Origin of the sequence: Sporosarcina sp. P25 (assembly GCF_002743235.1) — a bacterium.
Taxonomy (GTDB): domain Bacteria; phylum Bacillota; class Bacilli; order Bacillales_A; family Planococcaceae; genus Sporosarcina; species Sporosarcina ureae_B.
The window spans coordinates 1-17,318 of the sequence record NZ_PDYV01000031.1 but is presented as its reverse complement, the minus strand read 5'-3'; the positions used below and the strand labels follow the sequence as shown (position 1 = coordinate 17,318).

Below are 17,318 nucleotides of genomic sequence, written 5' to 3'. Positions count from 1 at the left end.
CCCTGTTTTCGTTTGAAAAACCAAGTATCAAAAATAAATGTTAGTTTTTCAGCGGCCTCGTTTCATGCACAGGTACTTTTTTGATTCGAAATTTTAAATATGTAATCGTATGGGATAAATTTAAGAAGAAGTAGAATCTATCATAAAAATGTTTTAGCGAGAGTATCGTGACATTTTTCTGATGTTTCGATAATATGGAAGTATATAGTAAATGGATAAGTTGTGGAAAGTGAGCGAATACAATATGGAGTTATTTTTTGCCACCCTATTATATATCCTAAAACTGAAAGCTTTCTGGTTTCTGGTGGCCATGGTGGTTCTTACAACTGTCGTTCAGTTGCAGCTACCGAAATGGCGCGGTGCTGTCGGCGAGGTAACCGTACGGAAACGGCTTGAAAAACTTGGCGAAGAGTACCTAGCCTATCATGATCTCTACGTAGAGGACGCGCAGTACAGATTGACGCAGATCGACCACGTAGTCGTCTCCAAATATGGTCTGCAAGTCATCGAAACGAAACACTATAAAGGATGGATATTCGGCAGTGAACATCAGAAATACTGGACGCAGGTCATCTATAAAAACAAACAGAAATTCTATAATCCGATACGGCAGAACTATGATCACACAGAAGCGCTCAAAAGTCGTCTGAACTTGCCCAACCTGCCTGCACGCTCCATCATCGCTTTCTCTAATGAAGTCGAATTCAAATTCAAAGAACCGTTCCGGTCAGCTGATGTTGTTCACTATCGTGGATTGGTGAAAGCAATCAAGCAAGACGATAGACCGCGGCTCACTGACAATCAGGTGAATGGCATAATTAGTAACTTGAATCAGCTTGTGAATCTTCCGAAAGAGGAAAAGAAGTCGATCAGGAAAACGCACTTGCAACAGGTACGGATGAAGTATAACGCTACGCCGGGCAAAAAAGTAAAGTAGAAGAGTGGTAGAGACAGTGAAGGAAGTAGTTGTAGGAAAATAACATTAGGTATGAAGCAAACATGAATGTTTAAACAATCACGAAGGTTTCATCCACATGTACCTTTAATCAATATCTACTTATCTCGCATTCATGGTAGTATAAACCTATATGCGTAATAAGGAGTGGATGAATGTGCAGGTAATCGAATATATTCAGGGGCCGTGGAGGGCAGTGGCGCTGCTTATTATCACTTTGGTCCCTTTTTTTCGTATTGCGCTCAATTCGTATAATGTGAGGCCCATTGAGAAATTACGTTTAACGGTGAGTGAGCGGTTCACCGTGTATTTTGCACAATGGGTGATTCTGTCCGCTTTGACTGGTACGGCCCTTTTCATGCTAGTGTTTGGCGGTGTAAGTGGGATGAACGAAGAAGGGAATGATCCGCTTTCAGGGGTGTCATGGGAACTGCTAGCAGGGCAGTCGTATGCTCTTGCGGGGCTTTTTGTGTTTCTGCTACTGTTTATTGTCTACGGCTTCTTTTCCATGGTCAGTGTGAAGACATCATTTTATATAGTGGATGAAGAGCCATTAGAGATTGTGAAGAAAGTGAATAAGCATACATTCCTGCTGCAGGCGAAGGATGGTCGGTACTTATTTTATAGGGAAGAGCAGCTGCATCATGTGAAGTTCTATGAAGAACTGTGCGATCCGCCGAAGAATATGTCATTGCTCACACGGTTATATGGCTGGAAGATCCCATGGTTCGTGATCACAATTGTTCTGTTGGTAGCAGGGGCTGTATTCGGGTTCTTCGACTGGATTAGCGTAGCTAGATGGCTGATTGCGATTGCGGTGTTCGGGTTGCTGGTGCTTGGTGCAGTTGTGAAAAACTATGAGGATATTCAGAGATTAAGTAGTGATGAACTGTAAAGCAATTATAAGTGAGGTGCCTGTGTGAGAAGCAATCATGAATGTGTAAACTTTCATGAAAGTATCAAACACAGGTACCTTTTATTATTTAGAAACAGTTCTAAGTTGATTTGAAGTCATGTGGGAACCTGGCACCTTACAAACTACGCGTGATCACTCTGACCTATCACACCTATAGAAACATGAACGATTGAACCTAGTTGTCTTACTTCTATATTGATGCCTTCAACGTAATAAGGGTAGCATTCTCCAACACCCAATCCTTCACATTCACCTATTCGGTATATTGTATTCTCGAAAGATACTGCAACGTTGCCACGTTTCTTTCCGGTAGCACGAAAAGTATTAGTTTTCGACTCATGCGTCACGGTTGCAATTTCTTCATAATTCTCACCGACTATTGTATGTGTACCTATGTTAAAGTCCTTACCTATTTCAATTTCTGCCATGCGTTTTTCTACAAGAGTCTCGATTTTGTATTCAAAGTGATCCTCGGTCGGTTGTACCCGTATTCCGTACCGTTGATTTGTACCGTCTTTATACGTAACGGTTGCGATATATTCACCGGCTTTGTCGACCTGAAATTCGATACTTTCTTTCTCACTGACAAACGTTGCATTGTCAGCTAGTAATTCACCTTCCATAGTGGAAAGTGCAACCTTCTTTACTTCATTCTTATCATACAATTTGACCTTTGCGCTAAAAATATCATCCGTTTCCGTCAACGATACTTTCAATTCACCATGTACTTTTTTGACATCAACATAATATTTCTTCTGAACGGAGTTATCGGAATTTTGCCCCGAAACAATAATACCGTCTCTACCTTCTTTCACAGGAACAAATTGAATTTTGTCTTTAGAATAGCCTTCCTTGCCTTTAACTAGAATGCTTTTCACGACATCTTGGTGTAATGAATTCGTACGGATTCTATCGATGGTAGTTAAACCAAAGTCATCCGGTTGCATAGTAAGTATGTTCTGAGGTTTCAGATCTTCTGTCGATTTCAGCATTTTAGCCGCCTATCCTCGTGTAATAAATGCGTTCGGGCTGAACGTAGTAGGGCTTGTCCCGGTCGTGATACCGAGTTTGTAGATGATAAGTACATCGTCTGTAATACCGCTCGGATCTTTGAACGGATTGGAAACAGCTGTATCACGTGGCAAATCAAAAGCTTTTACTAAAATTGCAGCCATATTCTTACGGTTAATCGGATCATTGGGTTTGAAAGTGCCATCCGGATACCCACCGATTACTCCTTTTTCTGCCAATGCAGAAATTGCTTTGTAGAAGCCGTGTGAGGTTGAAACATCCTTGAAACGTGGATTTTTAACCTGATTTGTATCGACTCCAGTCATTTTAGCAATAATGGCTGCTGCCTGTCCTCGTGTAATCGAGTTGCCCGGTTTGAACGTACCGTCCGGATATCCTCCGATAATATGACGAGCAGCTAGGTCATTGACCGCTACCGCAAAATGCTTACTCGGCGGAACGTCGGGAAATGGCTGTTTTTCTGCAGCTGCGCTAGTGATCGGCAAACTGGCAGCGAGCAATAGTGCTCCTAGACATACTTTGAATTTGTTTTTCATATTTAAACTCCTCTCCATTTCTATGATGTGATCTATCAATCAGCGTACAGACGGAGAATAGTAAAAAAGTTTCAAAAGAATGTAAATAATGTATTAGGTATAACACAAAATCTTGTATTCCACTATCACGCACTATGCAATTTTCTATTATCATCGTGCCAAAACATACTAATTCAATAATTAATTACCGTATAGTAACTCCTCACCACGATTAAAATCGAGAACAGGTGGAGTGTATGGTTCTTTTTCTGGTTTCTTAGTAGCAACTAGCTCATTGACATAGTTTTCAAAGTTTGTTGCGTTAAACAAAGTAGATGGTCTAAGGAACGCATTGAATTTAGGAAGGTTCAACCACTGCTTGGTCTTTAAGTCGATGACACGAATAAAGTCTTCCTGTGTGTAGCCTTCTTTGATTCGGTCGTTGATGAATTTACGGGTGGCAGCGGACTCCGCTTTAAAATGTCTTCCGGTTTTGTCATTCAGGTACTGTATCACAGAATGTGCGACGTCGAGATTTTTCTCGACAATGGTTTTATTATTGACCTTCTTAAGTTCTTTGGTTATAGGCCGTCCCATAGTGGGATACGCCGTCGTACCAGTGTGGGTTTGCACAGCGCCCAATTGTGAGTTGATTGACGTTTCATGTTGAGCTGGAAGAGCGTCCACTTTTGGGTTGGCCAGCATCTCATTTGGCGTATAGGAAAATGGCAGTTTTTCTTAATCGATCCGGTGCCATTTGGTGTTGTCGATTTTCATTTTATTGTGCTTGGAAGTGGAAATCAGATACCCTTTTTGTTCCAAGTCGTACGTAATCCGTTTAATCGTGTTTAGCGACCAAAATGGAAATTCTTCCATCCAATCGTCGTATGTATTGAACACCCATTTATGACCGTCACGAATGTTTTTTGAAATGTTCGAACGGTAGTGAAGTTGCTGCAAGAATAGCGCGGCGTTCAGTCCTACTTTCATTGCCAATGAAGGTAATAATGGAATCGGATCTTCGTTAATTAATAATTTCATTTGGTGGTCCCCCTCGAGTAAAGTGATGTAGGAGTATTCATTTAGTGCTCCTTATACTTCATATAGAGAGTATTTCTAGAAAGGATACATGGTTATTAAAAAAAGTTGAAAGGGACATGAAGTATTTCTAATTGGAATTTGCAAAACAACGTACCTTTAATTGAGAAACCTTCTAATCTCGGTGTTTAACTGATAAGATTGAAAAAAAACACTTCGAAGGGTGGGCATTATATGAGTAAAGAAAACAATATAAATAAGCAAGAATTTACGCTAGCTGAGAAAGCATTTGATTTATTTGAAAGTGAAGAAATTGATATTTCATTAGAGGAAATAACAAAATTAATAGAACTTGCACCCAACGTAAAAGATATGTTTTCAAAAGCAGTGGATGCGAATTTTGGTTCATCAAAAGACATGTTTGATTTATTAAGGAATATTATCGAATTTTATAAAGATGAATTGAAAAGAGAAGACCTCAGTCAAGAACAAAGAGAAAAAATTTACGATAGAATAGATCAGCATGCTCAGGTTGCACATCAACATGATGATAATAATAAAAAGTTCATCAATGGATTAACTGGCGTAGCTTTAACAGCAGTAGTCGGTACGGCTATAAAATTTGGACCGCAGATTATTAGATCAGTGATTAAGAAGTAAGTTACCCGTGTAAGAAACAAACACGAAAGAATCGTACACGCGTACCTTTTTATAAATTTTTACATTAATATTATGCATACCATAAACTTTTGGAGTTTGAAAACAAGCAAAAGGAGTGCAATACAAATGAATAAAAATCACCGGCCAAGTAAACCATTCACTCCGCAACAGGCGAAAACAATTGTCGATCAACTGTTCATACGAGCAGAGCGACTAGACGATGAAGCGCTCGGGAAAATAACGCGGTCGTTGCTCTCTGCGGATGAAACGTGCCCGCAGACGGTCCACATCGTCTTCGACCGTGCGTTCGCGGGAGCCCTACGACATGCATTTCGCAAAGAGCCCTTAAAGTCAACAGAGCAAATTATCTCACTACCGGACATCCTATCCATCGGTCCGGTGGAATCTCTCCATACGGATGAGGGAATCAAGAACCGATTTTGTTGGCTTCAAGAACATCTCCGCGGTGACATCCAAGAACAAGAGAGTGAATTCCGTAGTGCGATACAGAACATCAAAAGCATCCCGCCACACTTACCAATTATTCTTTGGGCTGGTAACAACGCAGCAGAACAAACCGGCCTGCGATTTGCTACCTACCTCCTGAGCGGTCAGCTCAATGAAATTAGCGAACTCAACAGTACCAAAGCATATGAATCTTTGTACAGAACTGCGGACCATAGCGAAGAGATTCACATCCTTCGTTCCAGTGAACTGTCGCCTGAACAGCTGCTCGAATTTTACGCGCATTACGAACCGTGGAATTGGAACTCAGTCCGATGCGCAGCAATCGAACAGGAAGGCGAATCACTTATGTATGATGAGTCTTACTTGCGCACTTGGGGATACGACGAACTGTGGAGCTCAGATGAAGATGGCTACGATACGTTCATCATGGATTGTGCACGTCAGTTTCAGTCCGCGTATCCTGGTGAATATTACAACGTACTGCGTCTCATTGGGCAAGTATACGGTGAATTGGAGCAGTATACGGGTGATGAATGGATTGAGTGCCGTGTGAAGGAATTGATCCGGTACGGAGAGCTCGCGTCCAAAGGGGATATTGGAAACTGGCGGAAATATAAGATACGAGTAATAGGATAGCAGAATACTATTCCTACTATTAAAATAAGGTGTGAGAAACAATTGTTAATGCTTCAACAATCATGAAGGCAAAACAAGGTACCTTATTATAATTTCACGAAGGCTTTCCCATTTGCACAAAGTACTTACGATAAATAGTTTGACCAAATTAAAAGCCGTTAACTTTTTCTCTGAATACTTTATCATAAGATACGGAAGTCTATTCTCTGGTAACCATGGTATATATCGACGTATAACTAAGTTTTGTTCTATTATTTCTATAAGGAGTCTCCTTTCTGTAGATTAAAAGCTGATTGTAAGTTCTAATTTTAAAGGAAAGGGCTCTTTTTCGACATTCCAACAATTCCTATCAGTTATTTTTAATATTAACTACATATTTTACAGCCATGCAATGCTAGTAGACACACAGTAACTATAAAATTGCTCAGAATTAGATTTGTAAAAATTTTTCGTGAAATCCGTAAATAAAAGAATCATACTAAAGATTCGAAGCGAACGCTTTTTAGTGTGAATTTATCTCGGATAGTGAATAAGATGGATTTTATTATATTGACTTTTTTTAACCTACGAAATATGCTAATCATAGATGTTTTATATAGAAAACTTGTTTGCGGTTTAGGAGGTGAGTTTGTGCCGAAGATTCAACTAAAAGAGAGTAATTTAACAATTCATTATTTGGAAAAAGGGCAAGGGAAAACTCTTCTTGTCCTGCATGGCCTAGGTAATAACGCTTCATCCTGGGATGAGCAGTTAATAGGTTTAAGTGATTATTTTCACGTGATTGCATGGGATGCGCCAGGTTATGGAGAAAGTTCTGATCCTCAACCTTTCTTCAATTATTTCTCTGATTTTTCCTTTGTATTAAAAGAATTTACTGAGGCGTTGAATATACAACCTATGTATTTACTAGGTCATTCCATGGGGGCTGCTTTGGCTATTGACTTTGCATATAGATTTCCTTCACACGTAGAAAAATTAATATTGGCAGACGCTACAAGGGGAGCAGCTTTTCTGACCGAAGAAACTAATCATAATAATCTGCATAGGAGATTACATGCGATCAATGTCTTAGGTTCAAAAGAATTGGCTCAAAGCCGTGCTAGAAATCTACTATCGTCTAATGCCCCTGAAGAAACTATTAACAAAGTGCAAAATATAATGGAAAAAGTACGACCTGCAGGATATATATCTGTTTCACAGTCATTATTTAACTTAAATCAAAAAGATATTTATGGTGAAATTGATGTGCCTACATTAATTATATGTGGTGAAGAAGATTGTGTAACACCTATACCAGAGTCAGAGTATATTCATAAGTGTATAAAAAATTCTGAATTTGTTACGATTCCAAAAACTGGGCATTTGTGTTATCTGGAGGATCCAGTATCCTTCAATGCTCATGTAATAGAATTTTTATCCAACTAAATTACGTCGGGTGGGTCTGTTCATTGTCTACAAAAAACAACTATACATCAAACTCTTTAAAAAGAGGACTAGAAATACTTAATTTATTTAATGAAGGTAACGACACTTTATCGCTTGTAGAGATTTCCGAAAAATTAGGGGTAAACCGAACAACTCCCTACCGATTAATGTATACTTTACAGGAATCTGGTTATATAGAACAGAGTCTGAAAACAAAACGATATAGATTAACCCCTAAGGTGTTGGAATTAGGATATAGCTATATTAGCAGTTTAAAATTTCCTGAGATTGTACAACCTTACTTAGAGCAATTGCGAAATGATATTAATGCATCTTGTTACTTATCCATACTTGACGGACCAGAAGTTGTTTACATCGGTACTGCTGCCATTAAGGGATATACAGCGATTAATGTTAATATAGGCACCCGTTTACCCGCACATGCAACAGCTAATGGAAAACTATTGCTTGCTTATCAACCATTGGATAAAATCGAAAAATTAATGTCAGATGGAATATTTAAGGAGTTTGCAAACCAAAAGTTTAATTCAAAAGAAACACTTTTAAATGAACTGGTATTAATTAAAGAAAACGGTTATGCAAAAACGGAAAATGAGCTTTTAGATTCTGTCTCGTCAATCGCTGTCCCCCTTTTTAATCGTAATTTAACAGTGATTGCTGCAATTAATGTAGTGGCTCCTACCGCTTTATTCGAAAAAGATTTCCTTACAAATAAAGCTTTACCAAAAGCTTTAAAAATCAGTAATGAATTAAATGCATTACAAAAAGCTTTGCTATAGCCTTTTAGTCAATGCTCTTTTTAAAAAAGTTTCAGATCATTCCCGTATGAATAGTAGTGAAGTGAAGTGAAGTGAAGTGAAGTGAAGTGAAGTGAAATCTCCTGTAAAAACTTTTAATACAAAGTTTTTACAGGATTTTTTATTTCCTTATATATTGATCGTTATATTAAGTTAATTAAATTGTTAAAAAACTTATTGACAGCATCTTTATAACGTGCAATAATATTTTGTAAGCAAAACAATGTATTCTATATAAAACATCTATTAACTAGAATGCATTATACAAAATTGATAGGGGGAATTATTTATGAGTAAAGTAGACTTTTCAATAGAAGATTTTGAGAAGAAGTATGTAGCTCGTCTTCCAGAAAGAACTTTGGATTGGAATGTACTAAAGTTTCAAGAAGAAATCGACCCACGTTATAAAAGGGCTCAAATGCGTTATATCGGAAGGGGAGCAACAGCTAACAACGATTCGAATGTTATAGAAGCTGAACACTTTACTCTGAGCACTATGGTTTTACCTGGGGGCAGCATTGGACCGTTACATCTTCATGACGATGTAGAGGAAGTTTTCTTTATTCTCCAAGGCGAAGTTACCGCATTAATCCAGATTCCTGGTGAAGACGAGATTCACGAAATAAAATTAAATGCACGTGACTGCATTTCCTCTCCACCCGGAGTTTATCGTGGGATTCGTAATGATTCCAATGAAGAAGCTCTTATGTTAGTAATGCTTGGAGCAGTTAAACCTAATTTGCCAACATATCCAGAGGGGTCAGACCTTGAGAAATTAAGGTTAGAGCGTGCTGCAGAAAGAGAAGCAATTATCAAATCTAATTAATTCTAATAGTAGAACAAAGCTTTGCCATACAAGATAGCCTATATGGCAGAGCCTTTTTATTTTATAACCTCAACACAAGGAGCCCTCATGAAAATTGGAATAATAGGAACAGGTAATATAGCTAATTATTTATTAGAAACAATAAATTCATCTGATCAATTAAGGGGTGAAATTACATCAGTTTTTGGAAGAAACAAAGAAATTGGAGAATCTCTAAAAATTAAATACAATATTAGTTTTTTTACAGACTTTCAAAGATTTATTGAATCACCAATAGATATAGTCATAGAAGCTGCGACAATTGAAGTTGCCAAAAAGTATATAAAAGAAATTTTAGCGAATGAAAAATCTGTCGTTTTAAGTAGCGTTGGAGCTTTGAAAGAATCTGATTTTCTGGCTGAGATTAAAGAAATTGCTAACTTAAACTCTAAGTGTGTTTTTCTCCCAACGGGGGCAATAGGAGGATTAGATCTTTTACAATCTGCTAACTCACTTCATGGACTTAAAAACTTAAGTATTACAACTAGAAAATCTCCTGGGTCTTTGGGAATGGAAGTTATCATGGAAGAGCAATTGTTATTTGAAGGAACTGCTAATGATGCCATTGAACAGTTTCCCCAAAATATGAATGTTGCTCTTTTGCTCTCTCTTGCAACAATTGGACCGGAAATGACGAGGGTACAAGTAATTGTAGATCCACTAATAGAAAAGAATACACATACAATTAAAGCAAGTGGTGATTTTGGGAAAATGACTTTGATTATAGAAAATAATCCTATGCCAAATAACCCGAAAACTAGCTACCTGGCTGCATTAAGCATTATATCTACATTACAAAATAAAGACGAATCATTCAGGATTGGGTCATGAATTTTACTTGTCAAAAAAGGAGAGATGTGAGAATGAAGAAAATTAGAATGTTCATGCTTATAGCTGTTATAGCTTTATTATCTGCTTGTAATGAGGAAACGTCCTCTTCAGAATCTGCGGCTAAAGATTCTGGCTCTACAGACAAACCTATTGATATTACATTTGCTGAACCAGCAAGAATCCTATCATTTGCACCGCTTTATATTGCAATTGAAGAAGGGTATTTTAAAGACCAAGGTATAAATGCAGAAATCTCATCCGGCGGTGGGGGATCACAAGTAATTGCAACACTTCTTTCAGGCGACTCACAGTTTGCTATAAATGCCCCTCGTGCAATGTTTTCAGCACTTGATTCAGGTGAAGATTTGATTGCAATTCAATCACTAAACTCAGCCTTAACTTATGAAGTTGCGCTTTCAAATAAATATCTTGAAAGTAAAAAAATAGATTTTAATTCTCCGTTAGAAAAGAAGTTAGGAGCACTTGAAGGAGCTACTATAGGGATAGATCAAATTGGTGATTCGAGCGATGTTTATCTTCGATATCTAATGGAGAAATATAATTTTGATCAATCAAAAATGAAAGCGGTTAAATTAACAGGAAGTGGACCTAAAATTGGTGGCATGCAAGAAAATATCATTGACGGTGGTGTTCAGTCACCTCCATTTACAGCATTAGCCGAAGACAATGGAGCAGGAAAGCTTGCATTACGTTTAAGTGAAGAGGAAGACTATGCAGATTTAGTTTGGGAAGTCGTCTTTGCTAAGAAGGAATATATCGACAATAATCCAGAAATAGCTAAAAAAGTAGTAAAAGCATTAGGGCAGGGGATTGAGCTTGCTCGAGATAACCCTGAAAAGGCAGCGGCTACCATAACTTCTTATTTTGATGGAATTGATGAAGAAATGATATTAACGTCACTTAAAGGGCTTCAAGCTACCTATGTCGGCAATGGAGAAATGACAAAAAGTGGTTGGGATAATGCACAAAAACCACTAGTGGAGTTCAGTGATATATCCGGCGTTTCAAGTGAACATGATACAACAGAAGATGTGCTGTGGACTAATAAATATATTAAAGAAGCATTTTCTGAATAAAGAACGGAGGTTATTGAGATGATACAGACCGTTAAAAAAAATGATTATAAATTAAGCACTCAATATCTTGACGTAACTTATATTAATAGTAAGACAGGCTCTGAAGTAGTTGCTTTGCAAAATATTAATTTAAATATTAAAGAGGGAGAATTTATTTGTATTGTAGGTCCCTCGGGATGTGGTAAGACAACTTTCTTGAACACCGTTATTGGTTTTTTAAAACCAAGTAAAGGTAGAATTTTATTAGATGATAAAGTTGTAGAAGGACCAGGGAGAGATCGATCCATGGTCTTTCAATCCCCAAGTTTATTACCATGGAGAACTGTAAAAGACAATGTTTTGTACGGGATTCAGTTACAAAAAAGATTAAGCGAAGAAACAAGGGAATTAGCACAAAATTATATTGAAATGGTTGGTTTAAAAGGATTTGAGAACTCATATCCACACGAGTTATCTGGAGGAATGCAACAGCGTGTAAATCTTGCGCGCGCTTTAACTGTAGATCCGTCCTTGATTTTGTTAGATGAACCTTTTTCGGCATTAGATGCACAAACACGGGAGTTTATGCAAAAAGAATTATTGAGAATATGGAATGAAACAAAAAAAACAAGTATCTTTATTACACATCAAATTGATGAGGCTGTGTTTTTGGCTGACAGGGTTTTTGTGTTTGGAGCTAGACCAGGTCATGTAGTGGCGGATATATCAATTGACATACCAAGGCCAAGGGAATTAAGTATTAAGCGAGATAGAAAGTTTTTAGAATATGTTGATGATATTTGGGAGCTGATAGAAAAAGAATCTCCTAAGCAGGGATTCGATATGGAGGGATAGCATGTCAAAGGAAGGTACAATTGAGTTAGATAATCAATCTGACAATGAAAGAAATGGCAATAGAAAAGATAAAAAGGTATTCAAAAATCAAAAGTACCTTTTTATTAGTACATTGTCTGTAATAGCTTTCTTGAGCTTATGGGAGACAGCGTCTTTTTATCGGTGGGTCAACCCTTTATTCATTAGTTCGCCAACTGCTATTATCATAGCGGCAAAATCCTTAATAGTTGATGCAACATTTTGGAACAATATCGGTGTGAGTGCTTATGAATTTTTCTGGGGCTTTGTCTTAGCTGCAGTGATTGGAATACCAATGGGGATTTTTGCAGGTTGGAATAGAACGTTTAACTCCATCATTAGCCCCTTTATATCTGCACTTTACGTGACACCTAAAGTTGCATTACTTCCTGTCATCGTAATTGCTTTTGGGATTGGGTTAACTTCAAAAATTGTGATTGTATTTTTAATGGCGATTTTCCCCATTGTGATGAGCGCCCAAAAGGCCATGAGTACGCTAGATCAAAATTTAATAAAAGCAGCCCGAAGTTTTTCGGCGAATGAATTTCAAATTTTTACAACTATTGCGTTGCCTTCAACTGTCCCATTCTTGCTAAATGGAATTCGATTGGGATTAGGTCAAGGATTAATTGCAATTGTTGTTGGTGAAATGTTCGCTTCCACTGCAGGAATAGGGTATCAATTAACTAATGCAGGACAGAATTTAAGGACCGATGAAATGTTTGTCGGTGTTTTAGTAATAGCTTTGACTGGTATCATGCTCAATGCTTTAATAGGTCTAATCGAGAAACGTTTCTCCTTATGGAAGCCGGAATAAGTTGAATGATAAATAGTTTAGTATAATAATTGGATAAATAATGACCACCTGGAAAAGCAAGGGGGTAGGTACATAAGAGAAAAGATAAAAAATATTTTGTTTGGGAACACAATTCGAATATGGATTGGTGTTCCCATTTTTGTTGTTGCATAAGTATTCAAGAGAAGTCCGAAAGATTGTATGAAATAAATTGAGTGAAAAAAGACCAGTGTTTATAGAGTTTTAAGCTCCGAGTAACGACAAGCATTACATTAGAATGAGGTACCAGCTTCAGCGCAAATCACAAAAAATACTGAATTAAACTAAATTTGCGTGAGAATGATATGCACCTCCAAAAGTTAGACTGTAACTCTAACTTTTGAGGATCACATCAGGACCTTGTACCTTCAGAATCGTGAAGCAGCGTTTCTGAAACCGGTCTTGTTTTACATAGACAGAAAAAAGGGTATGGATTATATATGACAACCCATAAAGGGAAAATATCACCCAACATACTGTAATTTATCATATATAACTCGCGATGATCATATAAAGATAGAGTGTGCAAAAATGTGAGTACATAAAGGGGAAGAAAGATTGTTGGAAAAGTGGATAGTGGCATGTGCGATTTTTCTACTGGCGGTGACCGGGACGATGCAGACTACAGAAGCTGCAAGTTTTACAGACATGAAGAAGAATAGTTCTTCGCTGTATGTGGAAGTGAATTACCTGGCGGATCTCGGTATCATTAGTGGGTATCCGGACGGCCAGTTCAAGCCGAATGAGCCGATCGCAAAGAAGCATATTGCGGCCATGCTCGTCAAGGCGCTCGAGTTGCCGATGACGGATTTGAAAGACCCTGGATACAAGGACGTTCCGAAAACACATCCGTATTACAATGAAATAGCAGCAGCGTACAAGGCGGGACTGTTTTCCAAGGCGGCTAATTTCAAACCGGAATCTAGCATCTCACGTGCATTCATGGCGCGGTTGATGAGCAAGGCATTTCATTTGAAAGTGCAAAATAAAGCGGATTATATGCCATCGTACAGTGACGTGGGAAGAAATTCGGACTTCCATACCGATATTATGAGGGTATCGACTAATAACGTCGCCACCGGTTATCCGGACGGGACATTCAAGCCAAAGCAGCTTATCACTCGTGCGCATTTCGCCGCATTCCTGACTCGTGCGATGACAGCGAGAACGATGAATATTATGCCAGACGCTGATTATACGTATTATTACACGGACGGCTCTAGCACATATCGCTACGATCATGAGGGCGAAGAAGAGAACGGTTTAGACTACTGGCGCATTACCAATGAGACGAAGTATGAAGACATTCCGCGACTGGGCTTTGTGCAGGACTCCTCGTACTACGGAGAAGGATATGATGATTGGAACCATTACGATCAATATATTCCGCATCCTTTCGTGGTAACACAGATTTATCATCATGATGATATAGGGCCGATTGGTTACGGGAACGGGTGGATTACTTCTACAAACGCAAAGAAAACAGTTCGCGGTACAGAGTATCGTGATGTGCTAGTCGTTGAGAGCTACTTCCCGTGGAATAAAGAATCGGTAATTGAATACTACGCAAAAGATATTGGCTTGATCCAGCGAGTGGATGGTTCAGGGAAAGAGTTGTACGGATTGGTGAAGCGTGTAAAAGAATAAGTGCACGGACTTGGTCTTCGAGCCACTTCGGGACCAAGTCTTTTCATTAATAAACGATGTATATATGTTTGAATCCTGTCCATACTATATAGCGTGAAAAGAATTCATTTTCCAAAGTAGCTCAGCGGTAGAGCAATCGGCTGTTAACCGATCGGTCGCAGGTTCGATTCCTGCCTTTGGAGTACATGAAAAACTCTCCCGGCTTTGATGGAGGCCGCTGAAAAAGTCCAATAAAAGAAGAAAAGCGACTGTGCGAACGGAAATCCGTATGCACAGTCGCTTTTCTGTTCTCCCCATCTGTTTTTCATAGTACAATAAAAGGAACTAATTCGAGGGGGTGCGACCATGATTTCCAAACAAGAAACGCTCAATTTAAGCCCTTATATGGCGCTATATGATGTGCTGATCCCGAAAGATCATCTGCTCAGACAGATTAATGAACTCGTGGACTTTTCATTTGTCTTAGACGAACTTCAATCAAAATATTGTTTAGAAAACGGTCGCAATGCCATTCACCCGATTCGGATGTTCAAATATTTACTACTCAAATCAATTTATGACTTATCCGATGCCGACCTTGTCGAGCGCTCAAAGTACGATATGTCCTTTAAATATTTTTTGGATATGACGCCAGAAGAGGATGTCATGAATTCGAGTTCTCTGACAAAATTTCGTCGCCTTCGCTTACAGGATCTACATCTATTGGATCTACTCATCAATAAAACTGTGGAAATCGCAGTCGAAAAAGGGCTCCTCCTCAGTAAAATAATCATGATGGATGCAACCCATACCCAAGCGCGCTACAATCAAAAATCACCCAAGGAGTTCCTGCAGGAAAAATCAAAAAATGTGCGTAAAGCAGTCTATCAATTGGAAGAAAAAATGGTTGGGAAATCTCCTGAGAAACCTACCTCAAATGAAATTGAAGAAGAATTAAAGTACTGTCGTCAAGTGGTTGAAGTGGTCGAAAGACAATCAAAGGTCGCACAAATCCCAGCCGTGAAAGAAAAAGTCAATGTCTTAAAAGAAGTGATGGATGATTATGAGAACCAATGGAGTTACTCCAATGACCCAGATGCACGGGTTGGACATAAGTCGGCTGACTCCGCTTTCTTTGGTTTTAAAACGCATATTGCGATGAGCGACGAACGAATTATTACCGCGGCGATTGTGACGACAGGCGAAAAAAGTGACGGGCAATATCTTCAAGAATTAATTGAAAAAAGTAAAGAGGCAGGCATGGAAATTGAAACCGTTCTGGGTGACGCAGCGTATTCCGGAAAAGATAACTTACAATACGCCAAAACAGAAGCGCTTCAATTAATATCCAAGTTAAATACCGTTATTACAAGCGGTAGTGGACAACGAAAAATAGAATTCGATTACAATAAAGATGCAGGAATGTTTGTGTGTCCAGCTGGGCACATGGCCATTCAAAAGGCAAGGACAGGAAAGAAAAATCATAATAAAAATCAGCGTACTAAGTATTATTTCGATATCGAAAAATGTAAGGTATGTCCAATGCGTGAAGGTTGTTATCAAGAAGGAGCCAAAAGCAAAACATACAGCGTGACCATCAAATCAATCGAACATGAAGAACAAGCCGCTTTTCAAGAGACGGATAAATTTAAATAACTTGCGAAGAAACGTTATAAAATTGAAGCGAAGAATAGCGAATTGAAACATCCGCATGGCTACAAAACGGCTAAATCAGCGGGCTTATTTGGCATGGAGATACAAGGCGCCACCACCATATTTGCGGTCAACCTAAAACGGATTATCAAGTTACTGAGCGATAAAGAATAAGAATAAATCAAGAAATAAGGCACTTTCCATTCAAAAACGAATGGAAAGTGCCTTATTTTCGTTTGAAAAACTATACTTTGAAAAAAACGTAAGTTTTTCAGCAGCCTCCTTTGATGTCAGGAGAGTTTTTTGCTTTGCGCAGGCATTTTATTCATCATCCTATGCTGTTCCGTTGGTACGTTTTTCGCTCATCAGTTCACTGACGGTCCCCAGACGAAAACTTTCTCTGTAATTTGTGTGATCATATCTTCTATTCCTTCAGCTACAGGTTTGGTCGGATGCATTAAAACCATCGAGCCGTTCTCCACTTGAGAAACAACTCTGTTCACCATTTCATGAGTCGCCGGCTTTTTCCAGTCGACTGTATCCACTGTCCATAAAACCGTATGCATTCCGAGTTGACTTGCGGTTTCAACTGTTTGCTGATTAAAACTGCCGCTTGGCGGACCGAACCACTTGGGCGATGGAATCCCGAGTGTTTTTTTGATGACATCATTGGTCTTTTTTAACTCTTCCATTGTTTCAGCTTCTGATTTCTGCTGTAAATTGGGATGGCTGTATGCATGGTTTCCAATTTCATGCCCCTTACTATGAATCAATTTAGCTAAATCGGGATTTTTGCTTACCCAGCTGCCGTCGAAGAAGAAGGAGGCTTTCGTTTTATGTTTCTTCAGCACATCCAAAATTTCAGGAATATATTCATTATCCCAGGCCATATTAATTAAAAAAGACACCATCGGTTTATGAGGCCGCTGAAAAAGTTCATGAAATGAAGAAAAGCAACTGTACGGACGGAAACCCGTTCGTACAGTTGCTTTTTAATTCTTTCTATTCAGTATCTATAGTATAATTGGTAAAACTATCCAAGGCAGTGTGCTTATGATTTCCAAAAGAAAAACACCGAATGGAAGCCCGTATATGG

At 38.6% G+C, this 17,318-nt stretch carries 17 protein-coding genes, 1 tRNA gene and 1 pseudogene; 14 read left to right on the top strand and 5 right to left on the bottom strand.

Annotated elements, in window-relative coordinates; all coding sequences use genetic code 11:
- The first annotated feature begins 211 nt into the window (after positions 1 to 211).
- Both CSV70_RS15850 and CSV70_RS15845 read left to right on the top strand, forming a co-directional pair.
- Positions 212 to 937, top strand: a complete 726-nt coding sequence (locus CSV70_RS15850) for a nuclease-related domain-containing protein (RefSeq protein ID WP_099629539.1) — start codon at positions 212 to 214, stop codon at positions 935 to 937.
- Between the two features lie 175 nt (positions 938 to 1,112).
- Positions 1,113 to 1,850, top strand: a complete 738-nt coding sequence (locus CSV70_RS15845) for a hypothetical protein (RefSeq protein ID WP_099661173.1) — start codon at positions 1,113 to 1,115, stop codon at positions 1,848 to 1,850.
- Positions 1,851 to 1,993: 143 nt separating this feature from the next.
- Here CSV70_RS15845 and CSV70_RS15840 read toward each other — a convergent pair whose 3' ends face one another.
- From CSV70_RS15840 to CSV70_RS15825, 4 genes are all read right to left on the bottom strand, one after another.
- Positions 1,994 to 2,863, bottom strand: a complete 870-nt coding sequence (locus CSV70_RS15840; protein ID WP_099629553.1) for a hypothetical protein — start codon at positions 2,861 to 2,863, stop codon at positions 1,994 to 1,996.
- A 9-nt stretch (positions 2,864 to 2,872) separates the two neighbouring features.
- On the bottom strand, positions 2,873 to 3,439 hold the full coding sequence (locus tag CSV70_RS15835; RefSeq protein WP_158232432.1) for an S-layer homology domain-containing protein: 567 nt from the start codon (positions 3,437 to 3,439) through the stop codon (positions 2,873 to 2,875).
- Positions 3,440 to 3,619: 180 nt separating this feature from the next.
- Positions 3,620 to 4,015, bottom strand: a complete 396-nt coding sequence (locus tag CSV70_RS15830) for a conserved phage C-terminal domain-containing protein (RefSeq protein ID WP_158232431.1) — start codon at positions 4,013 to 4,015, stop codon at positions 3,620 to 3,622.
- 141 nt (positions 4,016 to 4,156) lie between these two features.
- Positions 4,157 to 4,459 (bottom strand): hypothetical protein, encoded by a 303-nt coding sequence (locus CSV70_RS15825; protein WP_099629550.1) that lies wholly within the window; start codon positions 4,457 to 4,459, stop codon positions 4,157 to 4,159.
- 231 nt (positions 4,460 to 4,690) lie between these two features.
- Between CSV70_RS15825 and CSV70_RS15820 the strand changes: the two genes are divergently transcribed.
- The 12 genes and pseudogenes from CSV70_RS15820 to CSV70_RS15765 all read left to right on the top strand — a co-directional run bounded on the left by CSV70_RS15820 (position 4,691) and on the right by CSV70_RS15765 (position 16,396).
- A complete protein-coding gene (locus CSV70_RS15820) occupies positions 4,691 to 5,116 on the top strand; it encodes a hypothetical protein (protein ID WP_099629549.1) in 426 nt (141 codons plus the stop codon).
- Positions 5,117 to 5,242: 126 nt separating this feature from the next.
- Positions 5,243 to 6,220, top strand: a complete 978-nt coding sequence (locus CSV70_RS15815) for a DUF1835 domain-containing protein (protein ID WP_158232430.1) — start codon at positions 5,243 to 5,245, stop codon at positions 6,218 to 6,220.
- A gap of 630 nt (positions 6,221 to 6,850) precedes the next feature.
- Complete coding sequence (locus CSV70_RS15810) at positions 6,851 to 7,645, top strand: alpha/beta fold hydrolase (RefSeq protein WP_099629547.1); 795 nt, start codon at positions 6,851 to 6,853, stop codon at positions 7,643 to 7,645.
- Between the two features lie 23 nt (positions 7,646 to 7,668).
- Positions 7,669 to 8,445 carry an IclR family transcriptional regulator gene (locus CSV70_RS15805; RefSeq protein ID WP_099629546.1) on the top strand — a complete coding sequence of 259 codons (777 nt, stop codon included), beginning with the start codon at positions 7,669 to 7,671 and terminating at the stop codon, positions 8,443 to 8,445.
- 307 nt (positions 8,446 to 8,752) lie between these two features.
- Positions 8,753 to 9,289, top strand: coding sequence for a cupin domain-containing protein (locus tag CSV70_RS15800; RefSeq protein WP_099629545.1), 537 nt, complete (start codon positions 8,753 to 8,755; stop codon positions 9,287 to 9,289).
- An 87-nt stretch (positions 9,290 to 9,376) separates the two neighbouring features.
- Positions 9,377 to 10,159 carry an aspartate dehydrogenase gene (gene nadX, locus CSV70_RS15795; protein ID WP_099629544.1) on the top strand — a complete coding sequence of 261 codons (783 nt, stop codon included), beginning with the start codon at positions 9,377 to 9,379 and terminating at the stop codon, positions 10,157 to 10,159.
- A 32-nt stretch (positions 10,160 to 10,191) separates the two neighbouring features.
- Complete coding sequence (locus CSV70_RS15790; protein ID WP_158232429.1) at positions 10,192 to 11,256, top strand: ABC transporter substrate-binding protein; 1,065 nt, start codon at positions 10,192 to 10,194, stop codon at positions 11,254 to 11,256.
- Positions 11,257 to 11,274: 18 nt separating this feature from the next.
- Positions 11,275 to 12,090 (top strand): ABC transporter ATP-binding protein, encoded by an 816-nt coding sequence (locus CSV70_RS15785; RefSeq protein WP_099629542.1) that lies wholly within the window; start codon positions 11,275 to 11,277, stop codon positions 12,088 to 12,090.
- 1 nt (position 12,091) lies between these two features.
- Positions 12,092 to 12,925 carry an ABC transporter permease gene (locus CSV70_RS15780; RefSeq protein WP_099629541.1) on the top strand — a complete coding sequence of 278 codons (834 nt, stop codon included), beginning with the start codon at positions 12,092 to 12,094 and terminating at the stop codon, positions 12,923 to 12,925.
- A 576-nt stretch (positions 12,926 to 13,501) separates the two neighbouring features.
- Entirely contained in the window at positions 13,502 to 14,590 is a 1,089-nt protein-coding gene (locus tag CSV70_RS15775) for an S-layer homology domain-containing protein (protein WP_099629540.1), read from the top strand.
- Between the two features lie 110 nt (positions 14,591 to 14,700).
- Positions 14,701 to 14,772, top strand: a tRNA-Asn gene (locus tag CSV70_RS15770).
- 163 nt (positions 14,773 to 14,935) lie between these two features.
- Positions 14,936 to 16,396: pseudogene (locus tag CSV70_RS15765) on the top strand (IS1182 family transposase).
- A 191-nt stretch (positions 16,397 to 16,587) separates the two neighbouring features.
- On the opposite strand, the gene CSV70_RS15760 reads toward CSV70_RS15765, so the two are convergent.
- On the bottom strand, positions 16,588 to 17,112 hold the full coding sequence (locus CSV70_RS15760) for a polysaccharide deacetylase family protein (RefSeq protein ID WP_233191835.1): 525 nt from the start codon (positions 17,110 to 17,112) through the stop codon (positions 16,588 to 16,590).
- Positions 17,113 to 17,318 lie beyond the last annotated feature (206 nt).

What these genes read in the sequence shown, in the direction of transcription:
- CSV70_RS15815 (WP_158232430.1), top strand. Translation starts at nt 5,243, where the DNA reads ATGAATAAAAATCACCGGCCAAGTAAACCATTCACTCCGCAACAGGCG.
- CSV70_RS15790 (WP_158232429.1), top strand. Translation starts at nt 10,192, where the DNA reads ATGAAGAAAATTAGAATGTTCATGCTTATAGCTGTTATAGCTTTATTA.
- CSV70_RS15830 (WP_158232431.1), bottom strand. Translation starts at nt 4,015, where the DNA reads ATGGGACGGCCTATAACCAAAGAACTTAAGAAGGTCAATAATAAAACC.
- CSV70_RS15825 (WP_099629550.1), bottom strand. Translation starts at nt 4,459, where the DNA reads ATGAAATTATTAATTAACGAAGATCCGATTCCATTATTACCTTCATTG.
- CSV70_RS15850 (WP_099629539.1), top strand. Translation starts at nt 212, where the DNA reads ATGGATAAGTTGTGGAAAGTGAGCGAATACAATATGGAGTTATTTTTT.
- CSV70_RS15835 (WP_158232432.1), bottom strand. Translation starts at nt 3,439, where the DNA reads ATGAAAAACAAATTCAAAGTATGTCTAGGAGCACTATTGCTCGCTGCC.
- CSV70_RS15760 (WP_233191835.1), bottom strand. Translation starts at nt 17,112, where the DNA reads ATGGCCTGGGATAATGAATATATTCCTGAAATTTTGGATGTGCTGAAG.
- CSV70_RS15780 (WP_099629541.1), top strand. Translation starts at nt 12,092, where the DNA reads ATGTCAAAGGAAGGTACAATTGAGTTAGATAATCAATCTGACAATGAA.
- CSV70_RS15785 (WP_099629542.1), top strand. Translation starts at nt 11,275, where the DNA reads ATGATACAGACCGTTAAAAAAAATGATTATAAATTAAGCACTCAATAT.
- CSV70_RS15820 (WP_099629549.1), top strand. Translation starts at nt 4,691, where the DNA reads ATGAGTAAAGAAAACAATATAAATAAGCAAGAATTTACGCTAGCTGAG.
- CSV70_RS15800 (WP_099629545.1), top strand. Translation starts at nt 8,753, where the DNA reads ATGAGTAAAGTAGACTTTTCAATAGAAGATTTTGAGAAGAAGTATGTA.
- CSV70_RS15840 (WP_099629553.1), bottom strand. Translation starts at nt 2,863, where the DNA reads ATGCTGAAATCGACAGAAGATCTGAAACCTCAGAACATACTTACTATG.
- nadX (WP_099629544.1), top strand. Translation starts at nt 9,377, where the DNA reads ATGAAAATTGGAATAATAGGAACAGGTAATATAGCTAATTATTTATTA.